This is a genomic window from Bifidobacterium sp. MSK.17.10, from assembly GCF_019129655.1.
GTDB lineage: Bacteria > Actinomycetota > Actinomycetes > Actinomycetales > Bifidobacteriaceae > Bifidobacterium > Bifidobacterium adolescentis.
Window position 1 is genome coordinate 192,541 of record NZ_JAHOJD010000003.1, and the last position, 24,039, is coordinate 216,579.

The following is a 24,039-nucleotide window of genomic DNA, read 5'->3' on the forward strand; positions in this document are numbered from 1 at the left end:
AACTGACTGGGAGGGAGGGGATTAGTCTAACGGTAAGGTGGATTCGCGTTGGATGAGGCGGCAGGGAAGGTATTCCGTGCCGTGGTGGGGCTGGCCGTTGATGGCGTCCATCAGGTAGCGGGCAGCTTTGCGGCCGATGAGTTCCGTTTCATTGTCGATGCTGGTCAGCGGCGGGCGGGAGCTCTTGGTGAGCACGTCCCAATTATCGTGGCCGATCACCGCCACATCCTCAGGAATGCGTAGATGCTGCGACTTCAACGCGTCAATGCATCCTCGTGCCAGCTGATCGCTCTGGCATGCCACGGCGTCGAACTTCACGCCTTGGTCGAGCAGCAGTCTGGTGGCGGCACGCCCCCAATTCTCGTCCCAACGGCCATAGCGAATCGGGCCAGCCGGTTCCAAACCAACCTCGGCCAACGCTTCCAACGCGCCCTTGGTGCGGTCGGTGGAGGCCGTATACGTTTCATCACCGCCAATAATGGCGATACGGTTGCGTCCGCACGAAATCAGATGATTCACGGCCATGCGCCCGGCATCCACATTGTCACACGTCACCGAGCAATCGTTGATATCGGTGGAAGGACCATACACATACACCAGCGGCACGCCCCAATCACGCCCCAGCGACGGGCGCGGATTCGTCTCGCGCTGCACAATCAGCAGGCCGTCCACTTTCAGCGACAGCAGTTTCTCTACATGGCTGCGTTCCAGTGCATCGTCACCGCGAGCATTGGCAAGTAGTACTGATGTCGATTGTGCGCGCAGCTCGTTTTCGGCGCCAATAAGAATAGGCGTGGAGAAACGGCCTTGCAGATCGGAAGTGACCAAACCGATGGTTCCGCTTCTGCCGCTTGCCAACGATTGCGCCAGCTTGTTCGGGGAATAGTTGAGTTGCCGCGCTGCCTCCATCACGCGCTCGCGGGTGTCTTCACTGACGCGCGGTTTGCCATGCAGCGCCTTTGAAGCTGTTGCCAAAGACACGTTGGCCAGCGCTGCTACATCTTCAAGTCTTGCTGTTGAGTGAGTATCTGCAGTTGCCATGATGTTCCCCTTTTTTACGGTGTGGCGAAAACGTTGGCTGCGCGTCGATGCGCTTCGCCGCCCTTGTATTGCGTAATATTATACGACAAAACTGCGAAAGTTTTCGCATCGTGTCAAAAAGTGGACAAAACGGCTTTATATAGCCGATTGTTGACATTTTCACTTGCAAATTGCGAAACTTTCGCATTTGCGAAAATGAACACATTTTTCTTTCGCATTTTCTGCATCTCACGTCATTTTTACTGTCATAAACGATTCTTAAAATGCTAAGAATCGTTTATTTATAACGGTTTTATCGACATGAATACCTTTGCATTTTGATGTGCGAAAGCGATTTTGCAAAATCTGGAGAAAACCATATACTGAGAAAAGGCTTTCGCACTACGGTTCAATCGAAGGAGAACAACCGGAAATCGTGAAGGCAGACGGCGGAAGGCCCGCCGGATGGCTCAAAGCTGAGCGATACATAGAGAAAGAAGTAGACATGGTGTCTTTTAACAAGGTCACTCGCGTTATTGCCGGCATCGCGGCAACCGCGTTGCTTATTCCGATGGCTGCATGCGGCGGTGGTTCCAGCAGTGGTGGATCCGCGGCTCCGGCCGATATTCCGGCAGTCGGCACTGATGACGGCACTGAGATCACTCTGTGGACCCGTTCTCCGCTGGAGCGTCAGGCCAAGAACGCGGTGAAGGCCTACAACGCCTCCCACAAGAACCAGGTCAAGCTGGAAATCATTCCGAACGACGATATGGAAGGCAAGGTTGGTGGTGCTTCCCAGACCGATTCCCTTCCGGACATTCTCGCCGGTGACGTGGTGCGTATTCCGTACTGGGCTTCTGAAGGCATCTTCACCGACATCACCAAGCAGATTGACGGACTCGACAACAAGTCCGACCTGCAGCAGGGCCACATTGAAGCCGGTACCGTGGATGGCAAGGAATACACGCTGCCGTTCATCACCGACGTTTCCGTGATGGTATGGAACAAGAATCTGTACAAGGAAGCAGGTCTTGACCCGGAGAAGGGTCCGAGCAGCATCGACGAGTTCGTTGAGCAGGCCAAGGCGGTCGCGGCCCTCAACAAGGACGGCGTGGCAGGCTCCTACTTGGCCGGCCAGTCCGGTGGCGCTCTCGTGTTCGACCTGTTCCCGTCCGTGTGGGCTGACGGCGAATCCGTGATGAACGCAGATGGCACCGAAGCCACCCTCAACAACGATTCCATGAAGGCCGTGCTCGACGCCTACAAGGAACTCGCCAACACCACCAACGGCTTGGGCGCAGGTTCCAAGGAAGAAACAGGTGCCACCTGGACCGCTCCGTTCGCCAACGGCAACATCGGTGTGATGCCGTATCCGAACACCTCCTCCACCGCACTGTTCGAAGCTGAGAAGGACGGTGGCTTCGAAGTCGGTGTCACCCCGATCCCGGGCACCAAGGAAGGCAAGACCTCCACGTTCCTCGGCGGCGATGCCATGGGCATCTCCAAGGACTGCAAGCACGTCGCTCAGGCTTGGAACTTCCTCGCATGGCTCATGAGCGATGACGCCCAGAAGGAAGTCTTCGCAGCCAACGGCGACACCGCATCCAACATCCAGACCCTGAAGACCGCCTACGACGATGCCGATCTTCGCGTCCAGACCATCAACTCCGTAATCATCGACGGCAATGGCCAGACCCCGAAGTCCGCAGCTTTCAATGAGGCCTTCAACGCAGCCGGTTCCCCGTGGCAGCTGCTCATCCAGAACGCAGTCTGGGGCGATGGCGATCTCAAGGCCGACAACCAGGCCATCACCGACGTGCTGGGTCAGTGAGGTGAGCCACTGAAAACGAACTTCTCCTCCTTTTTCTCCTTTCCCCGATTTACATAACTTAAGAACAACTGAATATCGAATAACTGAATATCGAAAACAAAAATAGACAGACCACAGTTGTGGTCTGCCATGAAGATCGACAATAATTCAAAAACAATGTCGGTCTTCATGGCGGATTTCAACGGCCGCGCGAGACGGAATCGCACTGTCAAACGCATATCCAATCGCTTGGCCATTTATGGTCGAAAACCCCGAACGATTCAAGAGAGAGTCGCCAAAAGTGTTCCAAGGAGGGAATATGACTACTGTTTCCAAGAACGCTGCGCCAGTGAAGACGCATCGTTCCAAGGCCAAGGCGGAGGCAACCCGTCGTGGCCTGCTGTATGCGCTGCCTGATTGGCTGATGATCATCATGCTGTTCTTCGTGCCAATCGTGCTGCTCGTCATCATGGCCGGTTCCCGCTGGTCGTTGATGGGCGGTAACCGTGGTTGGAATTTCCCTGAGAATTTCGTCAAGGTTTTCGAAAATAAACTGCTCGGACAGTCGGTGTTGTTCACACTTGAATACACCGTGATCGTCACGATTTTCCTGCTGGTGCTTGGCCTTGGTCTGGCGCTGATCGTGCAGGAAAGCACCAAGTGGAACAATATGCTGCGCACGTGCTTCCTGCTGCCGTCCGCAACCGGTCTCGCCTCCGCTTCGCTGCTGTTCTACGCGCTGTACTCCCCGCAGGTGGGCCCCGTCACCAAGATCCTGAGCTTCTTCGGATTGATGGATGAGGGCGGCTCCGTGCTCGCCACCGGCCAGAGTGCGCTGTGGGCTACCATTATTGTGATCGTCTGGCGTTTCTCCGGCTACTACATGCTGCTCATGATGATCGGCCTGCAGGCCATTCCTGGCGACCTGTATGAGGCCGCGCGCATGGACGGTGCTGGCACGTGGCGCATTTTCCGTTCCATCACCCTGCCGCTGATGAAGCCGACCATCGTGATGTGCCTGATCTACTGCGTCACCGGTTCCATCCTCGCGTTCGACCAGTTCTTCATTCTGACCAAGGGCGGTCCGAACAATTCCACCATGACCGTAGTGCAGCTCATCTACAACTTCGCATTCGATTCCAAGAAGGATCTGGGCATGGCGGCCGCACTGTCGCTGATCGTGCTTGCGGCCCTCGTGGTGATCAATTCCATCCAGATGCGCGGTATGCGCGACAACACCAAGTGAGCAAGGGGAGGGAACTCACATGACTACTCCATTGTGGAAGCGCGTAATCGTCTATATTCTCGAAGGTCTGCTGGCTCTGGTCTTCATTTCGCCGCTGATCTGGGTGGTGGTCTGCTCGTTCAGTCCGCAGCCTGGTTCCGCACAATCCAAGGGCTGGGGTGTGAACAACTATCTGACGTTGTTCGGCTACCAGGAAGGCCTGCCGAAGTACCTGTTCAACTCGGTGGTGGTGACGTTGGTCGCCGTGGTGTTCTCCGTGGTGGTGTGCACGCTCGCAGGCTATTCGTTCTCCCGTTTCGACTATCCGGGCCGCAATCTCGGATTCATGGTGACGTTGTCCATTTTGATGGTGCCGTATGCGTCTCTGCTGATTCCGCTGATGGTGTGGTACAAGGATATTGGTCTGAACGATTCCTTGCTGGGTGTCGGTTTGGTTATTACCTTGTTCCAGCTGCCGATGAGCACGTTCATCATGCGTAATGCTTTCGATGCGATTCCGAAGGATATGGAAGAGGCCGCCATGGTCGATGGCTGCAACTCCCTGCAGTCGCTGATTAAGATTCTGGTGCCGGTCGTCAAGCCGTCGATGGTCACTGTCGGTCTGCTTGCTTTCCTTGAGGCATGGAACAATTTCATGATTCCGCTGTACCTGTCGAGTTCGTCGAACGCCACGCTGCCGCTCGCTTTGGTGAACATGCGTCAGCAGACTATGGGCGTCATTGATTACGGTGCCACCGAAGCTGGCGTCGTAATTCTGATGATCCCCGCAGCCATCCTCTTCCTAGCCCTCCAGAAGTACTACGTCAAAGGGTTTATGGCTGGAGCTGTCAAGGGCTGACATCTGGCGATGTCAGCCCTTGGGAGACAGTCCACTGGACTGTCTCCAGGCTCCAGCCTGAGCAGAACCGAAGGCGGAGTAGCCAAGAGCCGTCAAGGGCTGGCGAAGTCCTTAATCTTAAGGAAATATCATGAATGTAACTATTACTTCTCCTTTCTGGAAGCAGCGTCGCGACCAGATCGTTGAATCCGTCATTCCCTATCAGTGGGGTGTGATGAATGATGAGATTGCCACTGAAGTTCCGGATGATCCGGCCGGCAATCAGCTTGCCGATAATAAAAGTCATGCCGTGGAGAATCTGCGTATCGCAGCCGGTGATGAGGCCGGTGAATTTCATGGCATGGTCTTCCAGGATTCCGACATATATAAGTGGTTGGAGGAAGCGGCTTACGCACTGTCGTATCATCCTGATCCGCAATTGCGGGAACTGTGCGATAAAACCGTCGACCTCATCGCACGTGCGCAACAATCGGACGGATATTTGGACACTCCGTACCAAATCAAAACCGGTGAATGGGCGCATCGTGAGCGTTTCACACTGATTCAGCAAAGCCATGAAATGTATGTCATGGGCCACTATATTGAGGCTGCTGTCGCCTATCATGAGGTGACCGGTAACCAGCAGGCGCTTGACGTGGCGTGCCGTATGGCGAATTGCATCGATGCCAATTTCGGCCCGGAGGACGGCAAGATCCACGGTGCTGATGGGCATCCGGAAATCGAATTGGCGTTGGCGAAACTGTATGATGCGACCGGTGAGGAGCGCTATCTGAATCTGGCGCGGTATCTCATCGACGTGCGTGGTCAGGATCCGCAGTTCTACGCCAAGCAGATCGCCGCTGTCGACAACGACTACATTTTCCGGGATCTGGGATTCTACAAGCCCACGTACTTCCAAGCCGCGCAGCCGGTGCGCGAGCAGCAGACCGCTGACGGCCATGCTGTGCGCGTGGCCTATTTGTGCACTGGAATCGCACATGTGGCGCGTATTACCGGCGATCAGGGCTTGCTGGATGCGGCGCATCGTTTTTGGAACAACATCGTGTCGAAACGCATGTATGTGACGGGTGCGATCGGTTCCACACATGTGGGGGAGTCGTTCACGTACGATTACGATCTGCCGAACGACACCATGTATGGCGAAACGTGCGCTTCTGTGGCGATGAGCATGTTTGCCCGCCAAATGCTTCTGTTGGAACCGAATGGTGAATATGCCGACGTGCTTGAGCGTGAGCTGTTCAATGGTGCCATCGCGGGCATCAGCCTTGATGGCAAGCAGTACTACTATGTGAATGCGTTGGAGACTTCGCCGGACGGTTTGGACAATCCGGATCGGCATCATGTGCTTTCGCATCGTGTCGATTGGTTTGGCTGCGCATGCTGCCCAGCTAATGTCGCGCGATTGATCGCGTCGGTGGACCGTTATGTGTATACCGAACGTGACGGCGGTCGCACGGTGCTCGCTCACCAGTTCATTGCGAATCAGGCAAGTTTTGATTCCGGGTTGCATGTGGAGCAGCGTTCCGATTTTCCGTGGAACGGTCATATTGAGTACATGGTGGAATTGCCCGCTGAGGCGGCTGATTCGGTACGTTTCGGCGTGCGTATTCCCACATGGTCGGCTGATTCCTATGCGCTGACATGCGATGGTGTTGCTGTGAAGACGGCTCCGGAAAACGGTTTCGTATATTTCGCAGTTGCTCCGGGAACTGCATTGCATGTGGTGCTGGATCTTGATATGGCAGTGCGATTGGTGCGTGCCAACTCTCATGTGCGTTGCGATGCAGGTCGTGTTGCGGTGATGCGCGGTCCGCTCGTCTATTGCGCGGAGCAAGCCGATAATGCCGGCGATCTGTGGACGTACCGTCTTGCTGATGGCGTGGATGCTGCGGATGCCACGGTTACTTTCGAGAGTGATTTGCTTGGAGGTGTTGACGCGGTGACGTTGCCTGCCGTTCGTGAGGCTGCGGATGCCGTGGACGCCCCGTTGTACATGTCCGCTCAGCGTGACGCCTCAGATGAGCGGACGTCGCTCAAGCTGGTGCCCTACTACGCATGGGCCAACCGCGAACTCGGCCAAATGAACGTGTGGTTGCGCAGCTAAACAAAAGAAAGACTTGCTACCCGGCGCTATGAGTGCCATGGTGCCGGGAAGCGGGTGAGCGCGGCGTGATCGATTGGAGCCGAATGCGCCGCGCTGACTGGAATGAGAGACCGGCTGCCCCTTATGGGGTGGCCGGTTTTGTCATAGCCCCTAGTATAAAACGGGAAAATGCGAAAACTTTCCTTTTCGCATAAAAGCCATCGTATGGCAGTTCACTTAGAAAAGCATTGGAGAAAACTGAAAGAAAATTTGCGAAACCGTATTCGCGTCATGTATTCTTGAAATGTCGGTGGACGCTCCAATCTCATGTCCATCGCACGACTCTCATTCCTACAGAAAGAAAGTTGGATGCCAGGGAACGAGCCTTGGCAGCCAAGGGCCAACGATGGTCCATGTAGGAGGAATTGATGACACCATCAACAAGGAAGAAAGGGATTGTCACGTCATTGGGCGTGCTGACGGCAGTGGCCACACTGTTGTCTGGCGGTGTGACGACCGCATACGCCAATGACGCGCTGACCAATCCGAACTCTGCCATGGGGTATCCGAGTTTCAAGGGGGCCGCCGACCCGATTCCGGGCACCGGCGTCGCTTTCGATCCCTCGACAAGCTACCTCAAGCAGGTGTTCGATGCGGATGTTGCCAACGGTGCCGGAACCGACACTGCACACGACTTCTGGATCGACAAGATGCTGACGCGCACAGGCACCGCACCAAACGGTACCGGCACCAACGATGCTGGCGACTACAACTATGCGGGCGCAGACAAGAACGAATACCTGTTCTCACGTGGCCGTGCCGCATTCATGTACACGCATACGCCGGAAGCACTTGGTTTCGTAGGAGATGTCGCATACTGGGATCAGACCGGCAACGACGGCTTTACCGTTGAGGTAAGCATTGGCGGTTCCAAGCAGACCCTGCGCGAGAACACCGACAAGCGCAAGCAGACGCCAAGCTACTTCACCACGGAATTCACCAACGGCGACAAGACCATTACCGTCACCGAAGTCAAGTACATCACCTACACCAATGTGATGGTCGCGAATTTCACCATCACCAGCACCACCGGCGGTGACGTAACGCTGACAGCAGCCTCGCCATTCGCACAAGACGGCAATGACGGCGACACTGAACTGACCGGTCGCTTCAATGTGAAGAACGATCTGACCACCATCTATCCACGGTTCTCCGGCAACGGTTTCACCGTAAAGAACGGCAAACTCGCTTCCACCCTCACCTTGGAAGCGAACGTGCCACAAACCACCAAGCTGCAGCTTGGCCTGATCGCCAACGAGTTGCCGGACTCCACCGCGGAATACGAAGCCCGATTCAACGGCGATCTCACCGATCCGGCCGCTTCCTACAAGGATTCCGTGACCACCTACAACCAGTGGTGGGTCGATAACATTCCTTACGTGGAAACCCAGGAACACAATATCGACAAAACTGTGTTCTACCGCTGGTGGCTGAGCCGTTTCAACATGTTGGACGCCAATATGCCGGGCAATACGTTCCAGTATCCGACCTCCATCGAAGGCGTGCTCGGATACAACAACCAGATCGTGCTGACATCCGGCATGTTCATCAACGACACCAAGTGGTTCCGTAACGCCGAATACTCGTACGGCACTTGGGTGTCGGCCGGGCAGACAGCTAAGAAAGGCCAGTCCGGGTATTACTACTACCACGACAATCCGGGCGATCCAGCCAATTGGAACCACAGCTACACGCAGTACATCACCAAGGCCGGTTGGGACTCCTACAAGGTGCACGGCGGCCCGTCATCATTGGCTGAAGCGTTGGGTGATTACGGTTCCGAAGATGTCAAAGGTCTGCTCAATTCGCAAAGCGAGCCAGACAGCAACGACAACCAGAATAGCAACGGCAACAATCTGATCGACTGGTCGTGGTGGTCCATGACCGGCAACGATGCCGACGCGGTGTCGTTCTCCGAACCCGGTCGTTCCGGCCAGCGTATGGACCGTGCCGACGGTTCCGCCAACATGTGGGCCAACGCCAATGCCGCCGCGCAAGCATACAAGGCTGCCGGAGACACCGAAAAAGCCGCTGAAATGCAGCAGATCGCCGACGCCATCAAGCAGGATGTGCTCGACAACCTGTGGGATTCCGACAGCAAACTGCTGCTGCATAAGTGGCTGAACGACGGTCAATTCGCGAAATACAAGGAACTCAACAACTACTATCCGTATTCCGAAGGTCTGATGCCGACCGGCAATGATGATTACGATAGTGCGTTGCGCTTGTTCGAAGATGCCGACGAATTCCCGATTTTCCCGTTCTTCACTGCGAATCAGGCAGACAAGAAGGCGCTGAATTTCCCAGGATCAAACAATTTCTCCATTATCAATGCAACTCCGCTGCTGCAAATCTATTCTGCGGGAATCCGTGATTATAATGCTGCAGACAACGGATATATCACGAACGAATCGTTCAAGAAACTGCTGTATTGGGTTGCGTTCTCGCATTATCAAGGAGGCGACAACCAGTATCCGGACCAGAACGAATTCTGGAATATGGATAATAATTCCGCAGGAAGCACGATTCCGGAGAAGAACGCCGACGCCAGCAAGAGCGGTGGAAAAATCACCTACCGTTCCTGGATTCACCACACCCAGCTTGGCACCACCAACTGGACGATTGTGGAAGACGTGGCAGGTATGGTTCCGCGTGAAGACAACAAGATCGAACTCAATCCGATCGAGATTCCCGGTTGGAACCACTTCACCGTCAACAACCTGAGCTACCACGGGCAGGATCTGTCGATCGTATGGAACAACGACGGCACCTACAACGCTCCGAAGGGATATACCCTGTATGTGGACGGCAACGCCGTGTTCACCTCCGATAAGCTCGCCCACCTCATCTACGATCCGGCCAGTGGAACCGTTGAGGTTGCCGATGATTCCGGAGCGGTGATCACCGGCGCGACCACCGCCACAATGCCGAACGCCAACGAAGTGACCTATGCATCGAACAGCAGGGTTACGCAGATCTTCGCGCAGTCCGGACAGAACGTGGACGAAGCATCCAAGAGCCAGACCAACGTGGCCAAGGGCGCCGATGTGGAAGCCACTTACGAAACCAAGGGATACCCGGCAACCAATGTAGTGGACGGCAAGAACGTGATGGAATCCTTCTGGGGCACCAAGGGATCCAAGAACGCCAAGGATTCGCTGACCGTAACGTTCAAGAATGGCGTGCAGAACATCGACGACGTGCGTTTGTACTTCTACCAGACCTCGTCCAGCCAGACGATTTCCGGCTACAGTGAGCCGTCGGTGTACACGCTTGAATATCAGGATGAGGCCGGCGCATGGCATGTCCTGCCGAACCAGGTGCGTACGCCTACTTACGCGGGAGCCAACTACAACCGCGTGCAGTTCTCCAAGGTCGTGGCCAAAGCCATTCGTGCCACCTTCACTCCGCAAGCAGGTCAGGCCATTGGCTTGAAGGAGATTCAGGCCTACGAAACCGACATTGTGCCGGAAGGCGAAACTACGAACCAGGCGCCAAGCGTTGACGCCTACATTGCCAGCAGCACCTCGTCCGGTGCGCAGCTGGTGGGCACGGTGAAGGACGACGGCCTGCCGTCTGACACGCTCACCACCACATGGGAGCAGGTGTCTGGCCCTGAAAACGGCGAAGCGAAGTTCGTCGACGCAACCGCTGCCAACACTACGGTCACGTTCAACCGTGAGGGTGACTATGTGCTCAAACTCACCGCATTCGACGGTGAGAAGACCGGTTTCAAGGAAGTCACCGTTCACGGCATTCCTTCCGACGGCACGGTGAATGTGGCTTCACAGTCCACTGCGAGCGCCAGCTTCACCAATCCATATCAGGCGAAGGACAATGCCAAGAAGGTTATCGACGGTCAGGTGTTGTATACCAATACTCCGAATGAGACTTGGAATAATTGGGGTGACAATACCGGTACCGAGCCGTGGCTGCAGCTTGCCTGGGATGGCACTGTTCCGTTGAAGAAGGCGAAGCTGTTCTTCTGGACTGACGGTGGCGGTGTGCCGATGGTCAAGTTGTGGAAGTTGCAGTATGCGGATGAGAATGGCGATTGGCAGGATGTGAAGCTTGCCGCCGGCCAGTCTTATACCACGATGCAGGGTGAAGGCAATGAGGTTCGTTTTGCCGAAACGGTGGAGACGAACAAGTTGCGTGTGCTGTTCCCGAAGGGTGCCATTGTTGGTGCTACCGAATTTGAGGCGTATGCGCTTGATCCGGTGAGCGTGGATGGCGTGAATCGTATGGTGCAGACTGGCAGCAAGGCTGCCGATGTGAATCTGCCGAAGACGGTGAGTGCCAGCTATACGGACGGTTCCCGTCGTGACTTGAGTGTTGCGTGGGATGCCATCACTGACGATCAGCTTGCTTCCGATAGCGAGTTTGCGGTTTCCGGAACGGTTATTGGCGCGCTCGCTGGAACCAAGGTCACTATTGGCGTGCGTTCCGACGCGCAGTCTCAGACTGCTGGTGCGGCTCAGCCGATCGAACAGACGGTGTACCAGAATTCCAAGTCGGTGGCTTTGCCGTCTGTGGTTCCGGTGCGATTCCCCAACGGCATGCTTGACGATCGCACGGTTATGTGGGATGAGGCAAGTGTTGCCGGCGTCAAGTTGGACACCATCGGCGATTATGAGGTGTCCGGCACGGCTGAGGGTTCAAGCTCGCAGGCCAAGATTACAGTGCATGTGGTCGCCGATCCGAATGGTGGTGCCGATCCTGATCCTGAGCCGACGCCGGATCCCAAGCCGGAGCCCGATACTCCGTTGACTGGTTGGATTGAAGGCAGGGCCATTGACACCACGGTGAGTGCCGAGGCGAGCTGGTCTCCGGCTTCCGGCAAGCTCAACGATGGTGTGCTGGTTGACGATACGTGGCCGTCTGATGATGACGCCGATGTGAATGGCCGCGTGTGGGGCAGCTGGGGTCAAGCTTCCGCTGGCATGTACGCGCAGTACACCTGGAGCAAGGAAGCCACCGTCGATTCCAGCCGTGTGCAGTTCTGGGCCAACTTCGCGGAGCGTAATGATGCCAAGGGTGGTTTGGATGTTCCGGACAGCTGGAAGATTCAGTACTTGGCTTCTGATGGTATATGGAAGGATGTGGAGAATGCGCAATACTCCACCGTGCGTAATTCCCCGGCCTCACGTGCCTCTGACGATGCTCAAGGCTGGAGCGTGGCCACGTTCACTCCGGTGAAGACAGCGTCGTTGCGCTTGGTGCTTGATCCGCCGACCGCCGAGGGCGTCACCTTCGGTCTGGCGGTTGCCGAGTGGGGCGTGCATGCTGCGGAAAGCACTCCTGATCCAGAACCGACTCCTGACCCGGATCCAACCCCTGATCCGGAACCAAGCGTGGACAAGAGCAGGCTCGAATCCACCATCAACGCAGCCGGTTCCGTGCAACAAGCTAATTTCACGCCGAACAGCTGGAAGGCATTCTCCGAAGCCATGGGTAACGCTCAAAAGGTGTATGCGGACGAGAGCGCCACCCAGGATCAGGTGGATGCGGCCATCAAGCAGCTTGAAGAAGCCCAGCAGACACTGGTGAAGAAAGCCGATACCACTGAGTTGAAGACGGTTCTTGACCAGGCACAGGGCGTCAGCGGTGACCTCTACACCGAAGCCAGCGCCAAGAAGTTGGCTGAAGCAGTGGATGCCGCCTCCAAGGTGCTGAACGATGAGAACGCCACCCAAGCTGATGCGGATGCCGCAGTCAAGCAGCTGACCGAGGCCATCGCCGGACTTGAACTCAAGCCAGCACCGAAGCCGGACGACGACAAGACCGACCCCAAGCCGAATGCCAAGCCCGGAAACAAGCCGGTTTCCAAGTCTGAAGTCAGTGCCGCAATCAGCAGCACCGGCAGCAATGTCATCGGCATCGCCGTCGTAGGAATGATCGTCCTGCTGACGGGAGCCGCCATCATGCTGACGCGCCGCAACCGCGACTAGCACTAGCAATTGCTCAAGTCCTCTTACGGATCGCACGAGGAATACCAACGTAACCTAAGCAATCCGTAAGAGGACTTTTCAATATCCAATCGTGAAAACAGGAATATTCATGAGCTTTTCGCACATCTCACATGCGTCGATGAAGACGCTGGTGGCAGGCATCGCAGCCGCAGCCACCTTATGCACGGGAGCAATCGCAACCATGCAGACAGCCAACGCGGCCGACGCAAGTACCGCGCCCAGCGTCGCCGGACACGCCTACAACGATCTGCCGGTCGGCAATCCCGACGTCACCGTCACACAAATCGACAACAGTGCGTTGCCGGCAACCCTTCACAACCCCATCGGGCAGAACGAAGGAACCAATACCCCCAACGACCTGTCGCAAAACTACTATTCCGCAGACGCATCCACCCTTGAATACGATGGCAAACTCTTCGTATTCACAGGACACGACGAGGCCGAACCAACCTACGGGTCCTTCAATATGAAAGACTGGGGCGTCTACGTAACCGACAATCCGGAATCCGGCAAATGGACGCACTACAAGACCATCACCAAAGCCGACCTGTTCGACTGGGCAACCGGCGACGGAGCCTACGCAGGACAAGTAGTAGTCGACGATGCTGGCACCGCAGACACGGCCGACGACTGGTTTTACTACTACGTGCCAGTCAAAGACAAGAACGCAGCCGCGGGAGCCGACCCGTTCTCCATTGGCGTGGCCAAATCAAAAAGCCCCCTCGGACCATGGGTCGACGCCATCGGAGCGCCGTTGCTGACTACCACGCAGACGCAAATCGAAACCATCGATCCCGCATTCTTCGTGGACAATGACGGTACCGGATATCTGCACTTCGGCACCTTCAATAGCGAACTCGCCGTAAAAATGCAGCGGGACGCCAACACTGGCCGCACCTCATATGTTGCCGTGGAAACCATGGACGGAACGGCGGACGGAGCGCCGAAAATCTACAATATGCGTGACGCCGACGCGCTCGCCAACATACCTGACTACGATGCCAGCAAAGACGTGCTTGGCAGCGACTATGCGAACCAAGTGAACGCGTCGCTGACCTTGGGCAACAACGGCGGCGCTTATGCCAACGGGCCCAAAGGCTTCTTTGAGGCGGCATGGGTGTTCCGTGAAGGAGACACCTACTACAACGTGTACGACGGTGGCAAACCCGGGTCGGGAGTGGCGACCTGCGTGGAATCCAACTATCAGGCGTGCGTGCAATACTCCACGTCGGCAAGCCCTCTTGGGCCGTGGACGTACCAAGGCGTAATCGTCGAATCGGGATCGTCCACCACCATGCATCCGTCGATTCAACGATTCGGCGGCAAATGGTGGGTCACCTACCACACTGGAGACAAGACTGGTGGTACTGACTTCCGCCGTGCAGTCTGCATCGATGAAGTGACGTGGAATGGCGGGCGCATAAACGCCGTTTCACATCCGACCAAAGCCGAACGGTTGCAACCCTCACGCAACGTGGCCCCCTATGCGTCAGTGGACGCGACCTACACCGAAACACCCGCCTACAAGGGTTCCGTGAACGACGGGCGAGTGCTGGAAACTGCTGTAGTACCGCCGAACCATTGGACGAACTATCGAAAGATGCCACAAACACAATCCTCCGATTCACTGATCTACCAGTGGAGTGGCGCTGTACGTGTGAATGGATCGAAAGTCTGGTTCGATACCGATGCGAACGCATTGCGTGCCCCTGCCTCATGGAAACTGCAATATCTTGACGCAGACGGTTCCTGGAAGGACGTGCCCAATTTCAGCGAATACGGCGTGGATACAGGCAAGAACGCGCCTAATGAAGTGACATTCGACGCAGTGACCACCACTGCTCTCAAACTTGACATGACCGCGCAAGCCGTTGACGGGGGCTATGCTTCCGTTGGCGTTCCTGAATGGGAAGTATACGCGCAACAGGGAGCAGTTGTGGCTGAACAGCCAGCCGACGTCTACGCCAAGACCGGAGATGCGCCGGAATTGTCGAACACGGTGAAAGTCGCGTACGGCTCGGAAACAGTGGAAACTCCGGTTTTGTGGCGCACGGTGTCTGCTTCTTCGTATGCGCAGGCGGGTGAGTTCACCGTGCAAGGTGTGGTTGCTGGCATTGAAACCAAGCAGCAGGCTGATGATCTGACAGCCGGCAACGTAACCGTGACCGTACATGTTTCCGACGATTACGTAAAACCGGCTGATACCATTGCTCCTGCCGTGCGTGTGGCATTGGCTGGCACGGCTGGCAATGATGGTTGGCTGGTCACTTCACCGATCGCTCTTATTACGGCTTCCGACAATGCGGCTGCGCCGATCGCAAAACTCGAACTTGCGGTCGGGGATGGCGCATGGGCGACCGTCGGAACGAATGTGAACACTGCGGTAAAGGCTGTGACTGGCGAGGGTATAGTGAGTGTGCGTGCGCGTGCCACTGATGCGGCCGGCAATGTGAGCGAAATCGCTGCTGCGGAAGCGCGTGTGGATGCTACGGCTCCTACGGTAACCGCCTCGGTAGATGCGGCTTCCCGCACTATGACATTGACCGCCTCAGATGGTGCTGGATCCGGTGTGAAAACGGTGGAATACCGGGTTGGAAACGGCGAATGGCAGCAATATGAAGAAGGCGCGGCGATTACTGCTTCTTCGTCGAAGCGCGAAACGGTGAGCTATCGGGCTTCGGACATTGCTGGCAATATGTCGGCTGCGGGCGTCAAAGATATTCCATCCGATACGTCGGTGCCGTTGGCCGGCTATATCGAGCAAGATGCCGTTGCTACTGACGTGGACAAAAAAGCGTCTTCTTGGACAGCTGGTGTTGCCGCGCTTAACGACGGCAAAACCATTCCGGGCGATTGCACGGTTGATAACGCCTGCATTTGGGGTACGTGGCCGAATACCGGTGAAATGAAGCTCGACTACGAATGGGATCGCGAAGTCACCATCGATTCCAGCCGTGTGCAATTCACCTCCGATGGAGGGGGCTTGGGAATGCCGGCGTCGTGGAAACTGCAGTATTGGGATGCTGGAACGAATGCGTTTGTGGATATTCCCGATGCCACATATACATTGGTCACCAATGCTCCCGGCGCTTACGGTACCGATAACGGCGGATGGAGCGAGGCAACCTGGACTGACGCGGTGAAGACCACTAAGCTGCGCATGGTGATTCAATCCGGCAGTGCATCGCCGGCTGCCGCCGAATGGCAGGTTCATGCACCTGAACCGACTCCGGACCCGACCCCCGATCCGACGCCTGAGCCCGAGCCGGAACCAACGCCAACTCCAAAGCCGACTCCGGATAACAATAACAACAGCAAGCAGGACGGTAATAATGCCAAGCCTTCCGCGAAACCGCAATCATCGCAGCAATCTCAGTCTCAACGTAAGAAGAAGCTAAGCTCTACAGGCGTCGCTACTACGGCAATCGTCATTGCCATGACGGTGCTGGCCACGGCGGGGTGCTGCATCTTCGTAGCCAAGCGGGGCAAGCTGCGTAACTGAATCCAAAACATAAAAGTGGTAAGTTCTCAGCCTCGGCCTCTGGACTGAATATGTGTGCTCGACGCACTCAAGGTACCGCTACGCGGTCTTCGCGGCAAGTCGCTCACTTCGCCTGAGGAAAGCCCATTGGGCTTTCCTCTTCACGGCTCAGTGGCCAAGCCTACGATCAAGCACACGTATTCAGCCGCCGACCTTTGGGGCCGACCCCTACGTTTGTGTGAACTCGGACGTCATCGGACCCCATTTTGCTCATAACTCGCCTATGTATGGCAGATTTGCGGGTCTGTCAGGAAGCATCTCGCCTATATATGGCAGAGGACTTCGCTAAAAAGCCATATAGGGGGTATGAAAACGCATGTTTTCTGACTCCAGTCTGCCATACATAAGCGAGATGCCTCGTGACACAACTCGAAATCTGCCATATATAGTCGAGATATGGCTCGGCTGTTGGTGGCTTGAGACGGCGACATACGATCGCGGATTGCGTAGGTGGTCGCCGTTTTTGTGATTTATGGGCTAATCTCAGAAGAGACAGATTCGATGGCCGCGAACGGTGTGAACCAACGCGAGAGAATGCGCGAGCGGCCGCGTAAGGGAGGAAAGCCCATGTCCAAATCATTCGTCAACAAAGCGCTGCTCGGCGGTGCGGTGGCGGCGGGAGCCGCGGTGTGGGCGATCGCCCCGCGTTCCTTCTCCGACAAGCGCCGTCATTATGTGCCGGCCGTTCCGGACGTGTGGTACGCGCACCGCGGTCTGCATGACGCCGGTTCCGGACTCACCGCGCAATACGCCAACGAAAGCGGCGAATACGTGGCGCTCGCCCGCCGCATGGCCATGAAAGCCGGGTACGGCAGCCCTGATACACCCGGCGTGATTGCCCCTGAAAACTCGCTTGCCGCGTTCGCAGCCGCCTGTGAAGCCGGGTACGGTATCGAACTGGACCTGCAGATGACGCGCGATGGCGAGGTCGTGGTGGTGCATGACGGCGACCTGATGCGTGTTGCCGGAGATCCGCGCCGTATCGCCGATCTCACGTATGACGAGCTGACTCGTATTCCGCTGTTCCCGACCGATGCACCGGGTGCCTGCAAAGCCGCGCCGCTGCCGTTGGCATTGGAGAATCCGCCGCTGGTCACCACGCCGGACAACGCGCCGGAAGGCTACTACCAGCATGTGCCGCTATTCGCCGACGTGCTCAAAGTGGTCGCCGGCCGCGTGCCGCTGATCGTGGAATATAAGTTCGACGATAATTCGAAGTGGGATCCGCGCGACGTGGAGCTTATGGAGAAGGGCGACGCGTTGCTGCAGGCATACTCCGGCAAGTATGTGATCGAATCGTTCAATCCGGCGGCCGTGAACTGGTACAAGGAGAACCGTCCGGAAGTGTGCCGCGGCCAGCTGTCTTGGTGGCCGTACGGCGAGGACAAGCCCACCGATCCGGTGGCGCTCGGCAAGGAATACGCGGCCGGCGCGCTGGTATTCGACTGGATTTCCCGTCCTGATTTCGTTGCCTACGATTGGAAGGGCGGCAACAGCCCGCAGGTGAAGCTGGCCCGGTTCATGGGTGCGGTGCCGGTGTCGTGGACCGTGCGCAGCCGCGACGAATACGCGCAGTGCTGCGACCAGTTCGACCGCCACATCTTCGAAGCGTTCGTGCCCGACGAGCAGTAGTCGACTGATAGTTGCCTGGCGAGCGACAGCAGCCGGGCGCTAGTCGACGGACTATGGTCGACAGGCGACAGCCGGTTTTATATGGTTTCGGCCTGCCATCGCATGATTGGTGCGGTGGCAGGCCGAATTTTTATTCGATTGATTTATTCCGATTGGCAGCTCAGTCGATCACGCCGTACAGACGGTCGCCGGCGTCACCCAAGCCCGGCACGATGTAGCACTTGTCGTTGAGCTTCTCATCGACGGCGCACAGCACCAGCTTGAACTTGATGGACGGGTCGAGGTTTTCCTCAACGAACTTCAGACCTTCCGGAGCGCCCAGAATGCACACTGCGGTGATGTCCTTCGCACCGCGCTCGGCCAGATAGTGGGTGGCCGCAACGAGCGTGCCGCCGGTGGCGAGCATCGGGTCGATCAGGAAGCACTGACGGCCGGTGAGATCCTCCGGCAGACGGTTCGCGTACGTGATCTGCTGGGTCGGGTTCTCCTCGTCGCGCTTCATGCCGAGGAAACCGACTTCAGCGGACGGAATCATCTTGGTCATGCCGTCGAGCATGCCCAGACCCGCGCGCAGCACCGGCACGATAATCGGAGCCGGGGCGGCGATGTGCTTGCCGATCATCGGAGCCACCGGGGTTTCGATGGGCTTGTCCACGACTTCGATGTCGCGGGTGGCTTCGTAGGCCTCGAGCATCACGAGTTCGGAAACGAGCTCGCGGAACGTGGAGGACGGAGTGTTCTTGTCGCGAAGAACGGTGAGCTTGTGGTCCACCAGCGGGTGGTTCAAAACATGAATATCCATGGTTTCTAAGCGTAGTCCATGTATCGGCTGTTCGGCAACGCGCCGGTAGGTCGGTCAGATGAAACCCAGATGAGCGCCGATCGGATGGCAATCGAAAATCGCAAGAAAGCCAGAGAAAAATTCGAAAAACATCAAAAGAGGAGAAAAGCGCCGAACCACGAAAGCGCCTGTCGGCGCAAAGGCCGCTCGCAGCGGCAAAAAATGGAGCCCGGGGCTATGCATGGCCCGGCGCGAATTCCTATTGTACAGTCGCGCTCGACGCTTCGCAGCGCCGTGTCGTGTGGGGTATGAAACGGGGGAAAATTACGGAAAGCGGCGGTGGAAAGCAGTAGTGGAAAACGACAGTGGAACGGCCTATTCCAATCGTCCGCGCCGCCACAGATTCGCCCCGTGGCGGAAATCCTTGGCCGTGGCGAACAGGTTGCCGGCTGTGTGCATCAGTTTCGCAGCCTTCGCGCGCGCCCGCTTCTCAACGGCCGACGGGTGGCTGCCGGCCGCAGCAGACGCAGCGGAACCGTCGGAAACATCAGATGATCCGGCCTCGCTGGAACCGCCCAGCGAAGCCAGTTTGCGCGCTTCGATACGCAATCCCAACGCAACCACGTCGGTGAAGGCGGCGGCCCGCTCAAGTGCCACGGCGAAATCGCCTGTAAACGCGCCGGCCAAAATCGAATCGGCGGTACGTGCGATGTCGTCTTCCGTCGGTGCCTGGTCCACGCCGGCAATCGCGGAAGCGGTGGTGGCGACGGGCTCGCCGACGCGCCACAGTCGCGCGATCGATTCGCGGTTCTTCCGCATCCACGTACGCAGCAGATACAGTCGCCACAGAATGCCCGGCAGCGAGTCGGGGTCGGCATGGCTCCACAATTCGGCGATCACGTCCACGCCTTCGCGGTCCACCAGCGTCAGCACACGTTCCACCAGTTCGGCGTCCTGCGTGTGGTGCACGCGGTCAAGCAGCGCCGCGGCCGACGCATGGCACATTTCGTTGATTTCCGCCGGATCGGCGCCGCCGGCGATATTGTCGGCCATCATCTGGTCGAGCTGGCCGGGGCGTGCCGGACGCGGCGAACCGGTGTTCGTGAAACCGGCGGAACGGCTGGGAACGACTGAACCGGAACCGTAGTGCATGTTAGTAGACAATGGGGGAGACCTTCTGAATGTCGATGATGCTGGGGCCTTGCGGTGTGTCGATGATGAACAGCGACATGGCGGTGCCGGTAGGCATGTATGGCGATTTTGCGATGAGCTGCTTGGCAAGCTGCTTACGCGCGCACAGGCCGCGCAAATGGTCGTACATGCCGCCGATGACCGGCCGGTGCATGCAGATGGCCGTGGTTTCGCGGCTGTTGAGCGTCTGCGTGATCTGCTCGCGGAACGCCAGCCATGAGGCCGCCGGATGCTCGGCGAACGCGTCCTCCGTCAACGCGTTGATGTGTTCCATCGGCCGTTCGGTCTGCCAGCTCAGCACCTGCAACGTCTCCTGGCAGCGCAGCCACGGCGAGGTGGCCAGTCGCGTCGGGTTGAAACAGGCGAGCTCGCGGTTGAGGGCAAACGCCATCGCCGCGCCTTTCGGCGTGATCGGACGGTTCGCGTCGGTGCCCTTCCACGACTTGCGCGATTCAGCCTTCGCATGGCGTACAATCAGCAGATTCTGCGCGGTCGCGCCACCCTCCTGCACGCGGTCCACGAACACTGCCAACGTGTCCTTATCGGTCGAATGAGACAGTATTTTGCGCGCCTCACGCACGGAAACCCAGACGATATCGTTGATCTCGCCCACGTCCGCGCGGTGCACCGGGCCGAACGCGTCCAGCAGATGTTCGGCATCGTCGGCGGAAATCGGCTGCGCCATCCAATACAACGTGTGCTTGGTGTCGGCCGTGCAATCGTGCGAATGCCGGGTCTTCTTGCCCTCTTCGGACAACGGGTATTCGACTTCGCACAGATACGGTCCGAGTTTGACCGGCGACCCCGTCTCTTCGCCGATTTCACGCACCGCCGCATGCCGATGCGTCTCGTTCTGCTCGAGCTTGCCTTTCGGCCAGCTCCAATCGTCATACTTCGGACGGTGCACGATACATACTTCAATGCTGTCGAGCTGTTCCTGCGCAGATTTGCTACTGGCGATCGCAGGATCGTTCGCGATATCGCTGCCCGCCTTCCATCGCCATACGATGCCGCCGGCGGCTTCCACGATGCGTCTCATCTTTTCGCTCATATTGTCCTATTCTAGGCTGGGCCGGGCTGGCGGCGGCGCGTGACGTCCGAACATACAGAAAATGGCCGGGCCCGCAAGGTGCGGAACCGGCCATTCGCCTCGATCGATCAGTGCCTTACCGGTCGACGCGTGTGTTTCTTGATGAGGTATTCCTGGCTGTCGACCAGCGGTCGACCTTCCTCATCCTTGCAATGGCGCACATAGGTGCCATCGGCCTGCATATGCCAAGACGCGGTGGAATCGGCCATCTGCAGATCGACGTACTTGATGAGCTCGTCGATCTGCTCCGGAGCCACGATGCGGACCAGCGCCTCGACGCGACGGTCGAGGTTGCGGTGCATCAGATCGGCGGAACCAATCCACACTTCCGGACCGGCCGCAGGGCCTTCGCCGATCTGCGGGCCATCGGAGTTGGCGAACGCGTAAATACGGCTGTGCTCAAGGAAACGGCCCAGGATCGAACGCACGCGGATGTTCTCGGAAAGCCCCGGAACGCCCGGCTTGAGCGCGCAGATGCCACGTTCCACGATGTCGATCTTCACGCCGGCCTGGCTTGCACGGTACAGCGCGTCGATGGTCTTCTCGTCGACGATGGAATTGACCTTGATCTTGATCCACGCTTCCTTGCCGGCGCGTGCGGCGTCCTCCTCGCGGCGGATGCGCTGAATCAAGCCGGAACGCACGGTGCGCGGCGCCACCAGCAGACGGTGGAAGCTCGACTTCGGCGCGTAGCCGGACAGCTGGTTGAACAGGCGGGTCATATCCTGGCCGACCACCGGATCGCAGGTCAGCAGGCCCAGGTCGGTGTAGATGCGGGCGGTCTTCGGATTGTAGTTGCCGGTGCCCACGTGGCAGTAGCGGCGCAGGCCGTCGGCTTCCTGACGCACCACAAGGCTCAGCTTGCAGTGGGTCTTCAGGCCGACGATGCCGTACACCACGTGCACGCCCGCGCGTTCCAGCTTGCGTGCCCACGCGATGTTAGCGTCCTCGTCGAAACGCGCCTTGATCTCGACCAGCGCCAGCACCTGCTTGCCGGCATGCGCGGCGTCGATCAGCGCGTCGATGATCGGCGAATTGCTGGACGTACGGTACAGCGTCTGCTTGATGGCCAGCACCTTCGGATCGGCCGCGGCCTGCGCCAGGAACGCCTGCACGGACGTCGAGAAGGAATCGTACGGGTGGTGCAGCAGGATGTCGCGCTCGCGGATGGCGGCGAAAATGTCCTGCGCACGGGACGATTCGACTTCGGCGATCTGACGATTGGTGGTCGGAATGAACGGACGGTACTTGAGATCCGGACGGTCGATGCTGCCGAGCTCGAACAGCACGGTCGCGTCAAGCGGCGCCGGCAGGCGGTAGACCTCGTCGGCGCTCACGCGCAGCTGGTCGGCGAGCAGCTGGGACAGGAACGGGCTGGTCTCGTCGGAGATCTCCAAACGGATCGGCGGTCCGAAACGACGGCGCAGCAGTTCCTTCTCCATGGCGTTGAGCAGGTTCTCGGCATCATCCTCTTCCACGTCGATGTCCTCGTTACGGGTGACGCGGAAGGAGCGGGCCTCCTTGATGATCATGCCCGGGAACAGGGATTCCAGGTGGGCGATGATCAGGTTCTCCATGGTGATGAAGCCATAGCGCACGTTGGTGCTCTCGTCTTCGGTCAGATCGTCGACCGGCACGAGTCGGTTCAGGTTGCCAGGAACCTTCACGCGGGCGAAGTGCGACTTGCCGGATGCCGGATTCTCCACCAGCACGGCGAGGTTGAGGGAACCGCCGGAAATGTACGGGAACGGGTGGGCCGGATCCACGGCAAGCGGCGTCAGGACAGGGAACACCTGCTGACGGTAGTAGCGCGACAGGCGCTCCTGCTCGGCCGCGGTGAGCTTGTCCCAGCTCAGCAGCACGATCTGTTCCTTCGCCAGGTCGGGGAGGATGTGATCGATGATGTAGTGCGCGTGCTCGTCCTGCAGGCGGTGGGCCTGCTCGCTGATAGCGCGCAGCTGCTGCCTCGGGCTCAGTCCGGAAGCGGCCGTCACGGCGATGCCGGTGTCGATGCGGCGTTTCAGGCCGGCCACGCGGACCATGAAGAACTCGTCGAGGTTGTTCGCGAAGATCGCGGCGAAGCTCGCGCGTTCGATGACCGGCAGGTCCTCATCCTGGGCAAGCTCGAGGACGCGCTTGTTGAACTTCAGCCAGCTCAGCTCACGGTCGAAGAAACGGTCGTTCGGCAGCGGTTCCTCGCCTGCCTGAAGCTCGCGCTTATCGTTCTTATCGGTCTCAGCGATATGCTCAGCTATCTGGCTGCGCAGGATCGCCTTTGAGGGTGCGTCAAAAATCTGTGCCATAGTTATCTACTTTATCCTCAAGTGCTTGGAATGTCTTGCAGAACTCAGGAAAATTAAGCAGGAGTTAACATTCGTTCGCCGAGTTGGTGAAATATGCTTCCGACACGCCGTTTTTTCGGGGCAAATGAACGTGAATGAACAGGCAAGCGTTGCGATTCGCACAGCATGGAGCATTTTTGCGATTCTTGCGATCGGAAAGCAACAGTTGCGATAAATACGGAACATCGTCCCGTTTCGGTTTGCACTTGCCGCAATGGCGAGCATAATTACGAAGTACAAGAACAACTGAAGAGCAGAGCCCCACAAGGTGTGTATGACCGAGATAGGTTGTTACGTTGAACGGGCATTGGATAGACTTACCGTTACGACGATGTTGTTGTGCAGCGATTCTGCTCCGAAGATTCTTGCAGGAAGGCCCGCTTCGGCGGGTCTTCCTTTTTTGTTGCGTTGCGCCGTGCTGCGTTGCGTAATG

At 57.6% G+C, this 24,039-nt stretch carries 12 protein-coding genes; 7 read left to right on the forward strand and 5 right to left on the reverse strand.

Annotated features, from left to right (window positions below; all coding sequences use genetic code 11):
* Positions 1 to 21 precede the first annotated feature (21 nt).
* Positions 22 to 1,041, reverse strand: coding sequence for a LacI family DNA-binding transcriptional regulator (locus KSX58_RS03550; RefSeq protein ID WP_021913222.1), 1,020 nt, complete (start codon positions 1,039 to 1,041; stop codon positions 22 to 24).
* Positions 1,042 to 1,525: 484 nt separating this feature from the next.
* Between KSX58_RS03550 and KSX58_RS03555 the strand changes: the two genes are divergently transcribed.
* From KSX58_RS03555 to KSX58_RS03585, 7 genes are all read left to right on the forward strand, one after another.
* Positions 1,526 to 2,851, forward strand: a complete 1,326-nt coding sequence (locus tag KSX58_RS03555; protein WP_021913223.1) for an ABC transporter substrate-binding protein — start codon at positions 1,526 to 1,528, stop codon at positions 2,849 to 2,851.
* A gap of 298 nt (positions 2,852 to 3,149) precedes the next feature.
* Entirely contained in the window at positions 3,150 to 4,076 is a 927-nt protein-coding gene (locus tag KSX58_RS03560) for a carbohydrate ABC transporter permease (RefSeq protein WP_021913224.1), read from the forward strand.
* Between the two features lie 19 nt (positions 4,077 to 4,095).
* On the forward strand, positions 4,096 to 4,914 hold the full coding sequence (locus tag KSX58_RS03565) for a carbohydrate ABC transporter permease (protein WP_003836777.1): 819 nt from the start codon (positions 4,096 to 4,098) through the stop codon (positions 4,912 to 4,914).
* 130 nt (positions 4,915 to 5,044) lie between these two features.
* Positions 5,045 to 7,018 (forward strand): glycoside hydrolase family 127 protein, encoded by a 1,974-nt coding sequence (locus KSX58_RS03570; protein WP_085380132.1) that lies wholly within the window; start codon positions 5,045 to 5,047, stop codon positions 7,016 to 7,018.
* 407 nt (positions 7,019 to 7,425) lie between these two features.
* A complete protein-coding gene (gene hypBA2 / locus KSX58_RS03575) occupies positions 7,426 to 13,008 on the forward strand; it encodes a beta-L-arabinobiosidase HypBA2 (RefSeq protein WP_085408097.1) in 5,583 nt (1,860 codons plus the stop codon).
* 109 nt (positions 13,009 to 13,117) lie between these two features.
* Positions 13,118 to 16,531 (forward strand): family 43 glycosylhydrolase, encoded by a 3,414-nt coding sequence (locus KSX58_RS03580; protein ID WP_236836775.1) that lies wholly within the window; start codon positions 13,118 to 13,120, stop codon positions 16,529 to 16,531.
* 606 nt (positions 16,532 to 17,137) lie between these two features.
* A complete protein-coding gene (locus KSX58_RS03585; RefSeq protein ID WP_085380134.1) occupies positions 17,138 to 18,202 on the forward strand; it encodes a glycerophosphodiester phosphodiesterase family protein in 1,065 nt (354 codons plus the stop codon).
* Between the two features lie 160 nt (positions 18,203 to 18,362).
* Here KSX58_RS03585 and upp read toward each other — a convergent pair whose 3' ends face one another.
* From upp to KSX58_RS03605, 4 genes are all read right to left on the reverse strand, one after another.
* Entirely contained in the window at positions 18,363 to 19,004 is a 642-nt protein-coding gene (gene upp, locus KSX58_RS03590; protein WP_003807463.1) for a uracil phosphoribosyltransferase, read from the reverse strand.
* 354 nt (positions 19,005 to 19,358) lie between these two features.
* Positions 19,359 to 20,135, reverse strand: a complete 777-nt coding sequence (locus tag KSX58_RS03595) for a hypothetical protein (RefSeq protein WP_034984138.1) — start codon at positions 20,133 to 20,135, stop codon at positions 19,359 to 19,361.
* A gap of 1 nt (position 20,136) precedes the next feature.
* Positions 20,137 to 21,225 (reverse strand): NUDIX hydrolase, encoded by a 1,089-nt coding sequence (locus tag KSX58_RS03600; protein ID WP_046999020.1) that lies wholly within the window; start codon positions 21,223 to 21,225, stop codon positions 20,137 to 20,139.
* 107 nt (positions 21,226 to 21,332) lie between these two features.
* Complete coding sequence (locus KSX58_RS03605; protein ID WP_085379242.1) at positions 21,333 to 23,567, reverse strand: RNA degradosome polyphosphate kinase; 2,235 nt, start codon at positions 23,565 to 23,567, stop codon at positions 21,333 to 21,335.
* Between the last annotated feature and the right edge of the window lie 472 nt (positions 23,568 to 24,039).

Bases quoted from the DNA above. Each gene is read 5' to 3' on its own strand.
- KSX58_RS03550 (WP_021913222.1), bottom strand. From the start codon at position 1,041: ATGGCAACTGCAGATACTCACTCAACAGCAAGACTTGAAGATGTAGCA.
- KSX58_RS03555 (WP_021913223.1), top strand. From the start codon at position 1,526: ATGGTGTCTTTTAACAAGGTCACTCGCGTTATTGCCGGCATCGCGGCA.
- KSX58_RS03560 (WP_021913224.1), top strand. From the start codon at position 3,150: ATGACTACTGTTTCCAAGAACGCTGCGCCAGTGAAGACGCATCGTTCC.
- KSX58_RS03565 (WP_003836777.1), top strand. From the start codon at position 4,096: ATGACTACTCCATTGTGGAAGCGCGTAATCGTCTATATTCTCGAAGGT.
- KSX58_RS03570 (WP_085380132.1), top strand. From the start codon at position 5,045: ATGAATGTAACTATTACTTCTCCTTTCTGGAAGCAGCGTCGCGACCAG.
- hypBA2 (WP_085408097.1), top strand. From the start codon at position 7,426: ATGACACCATCAACAAGGAAGAAAGGGATTGTCACGTCATTGGGCGTG.
- KSX58_RS03580 (WP_236836775.1), top strand. From the start codon at position 13,118: ATGAGCTTTTCGCACATCTCACATGCGTCGATGAAGACGCTGGTGGCA.
- KSX58_RS03585 (WP_085380134.1), top strand. From the start codon at position 17,138: ATGTCCAAATCATTCGTCAACAAAGCGCTGCTCGGCGGTGCGGTGGCG.
- upp (WP_003807463.1), bottom strand. From the start codon at position 19,004: ATGGATATTCATGTTTTGAACCACCCGCTGGTGGACCACAAGCTCACC.
- KSX58_RS03595 (WP_034984138.1), bottom strand. From the start codon at position 20,135: ATGCACTACGGTTCCGGTTCAGTCGTTCCCAGCCGTTCCGCCGGTTTC.
- KSX58_RS03600 (WP_046999020.1), bottom strand. From the start codon at position 21,225: ATGAGCGAAAAGATGAGACGCATCGTGGAAGCCGCCGGCGGCATCGTA.
- KSX58_RS03605 (WP_085379242.1), bottom strand. From the start codon at position 23,567: ATGGCACAGATTTTTGACGCACCCTCAAAGGCGATCCTGCGCAGCCAG.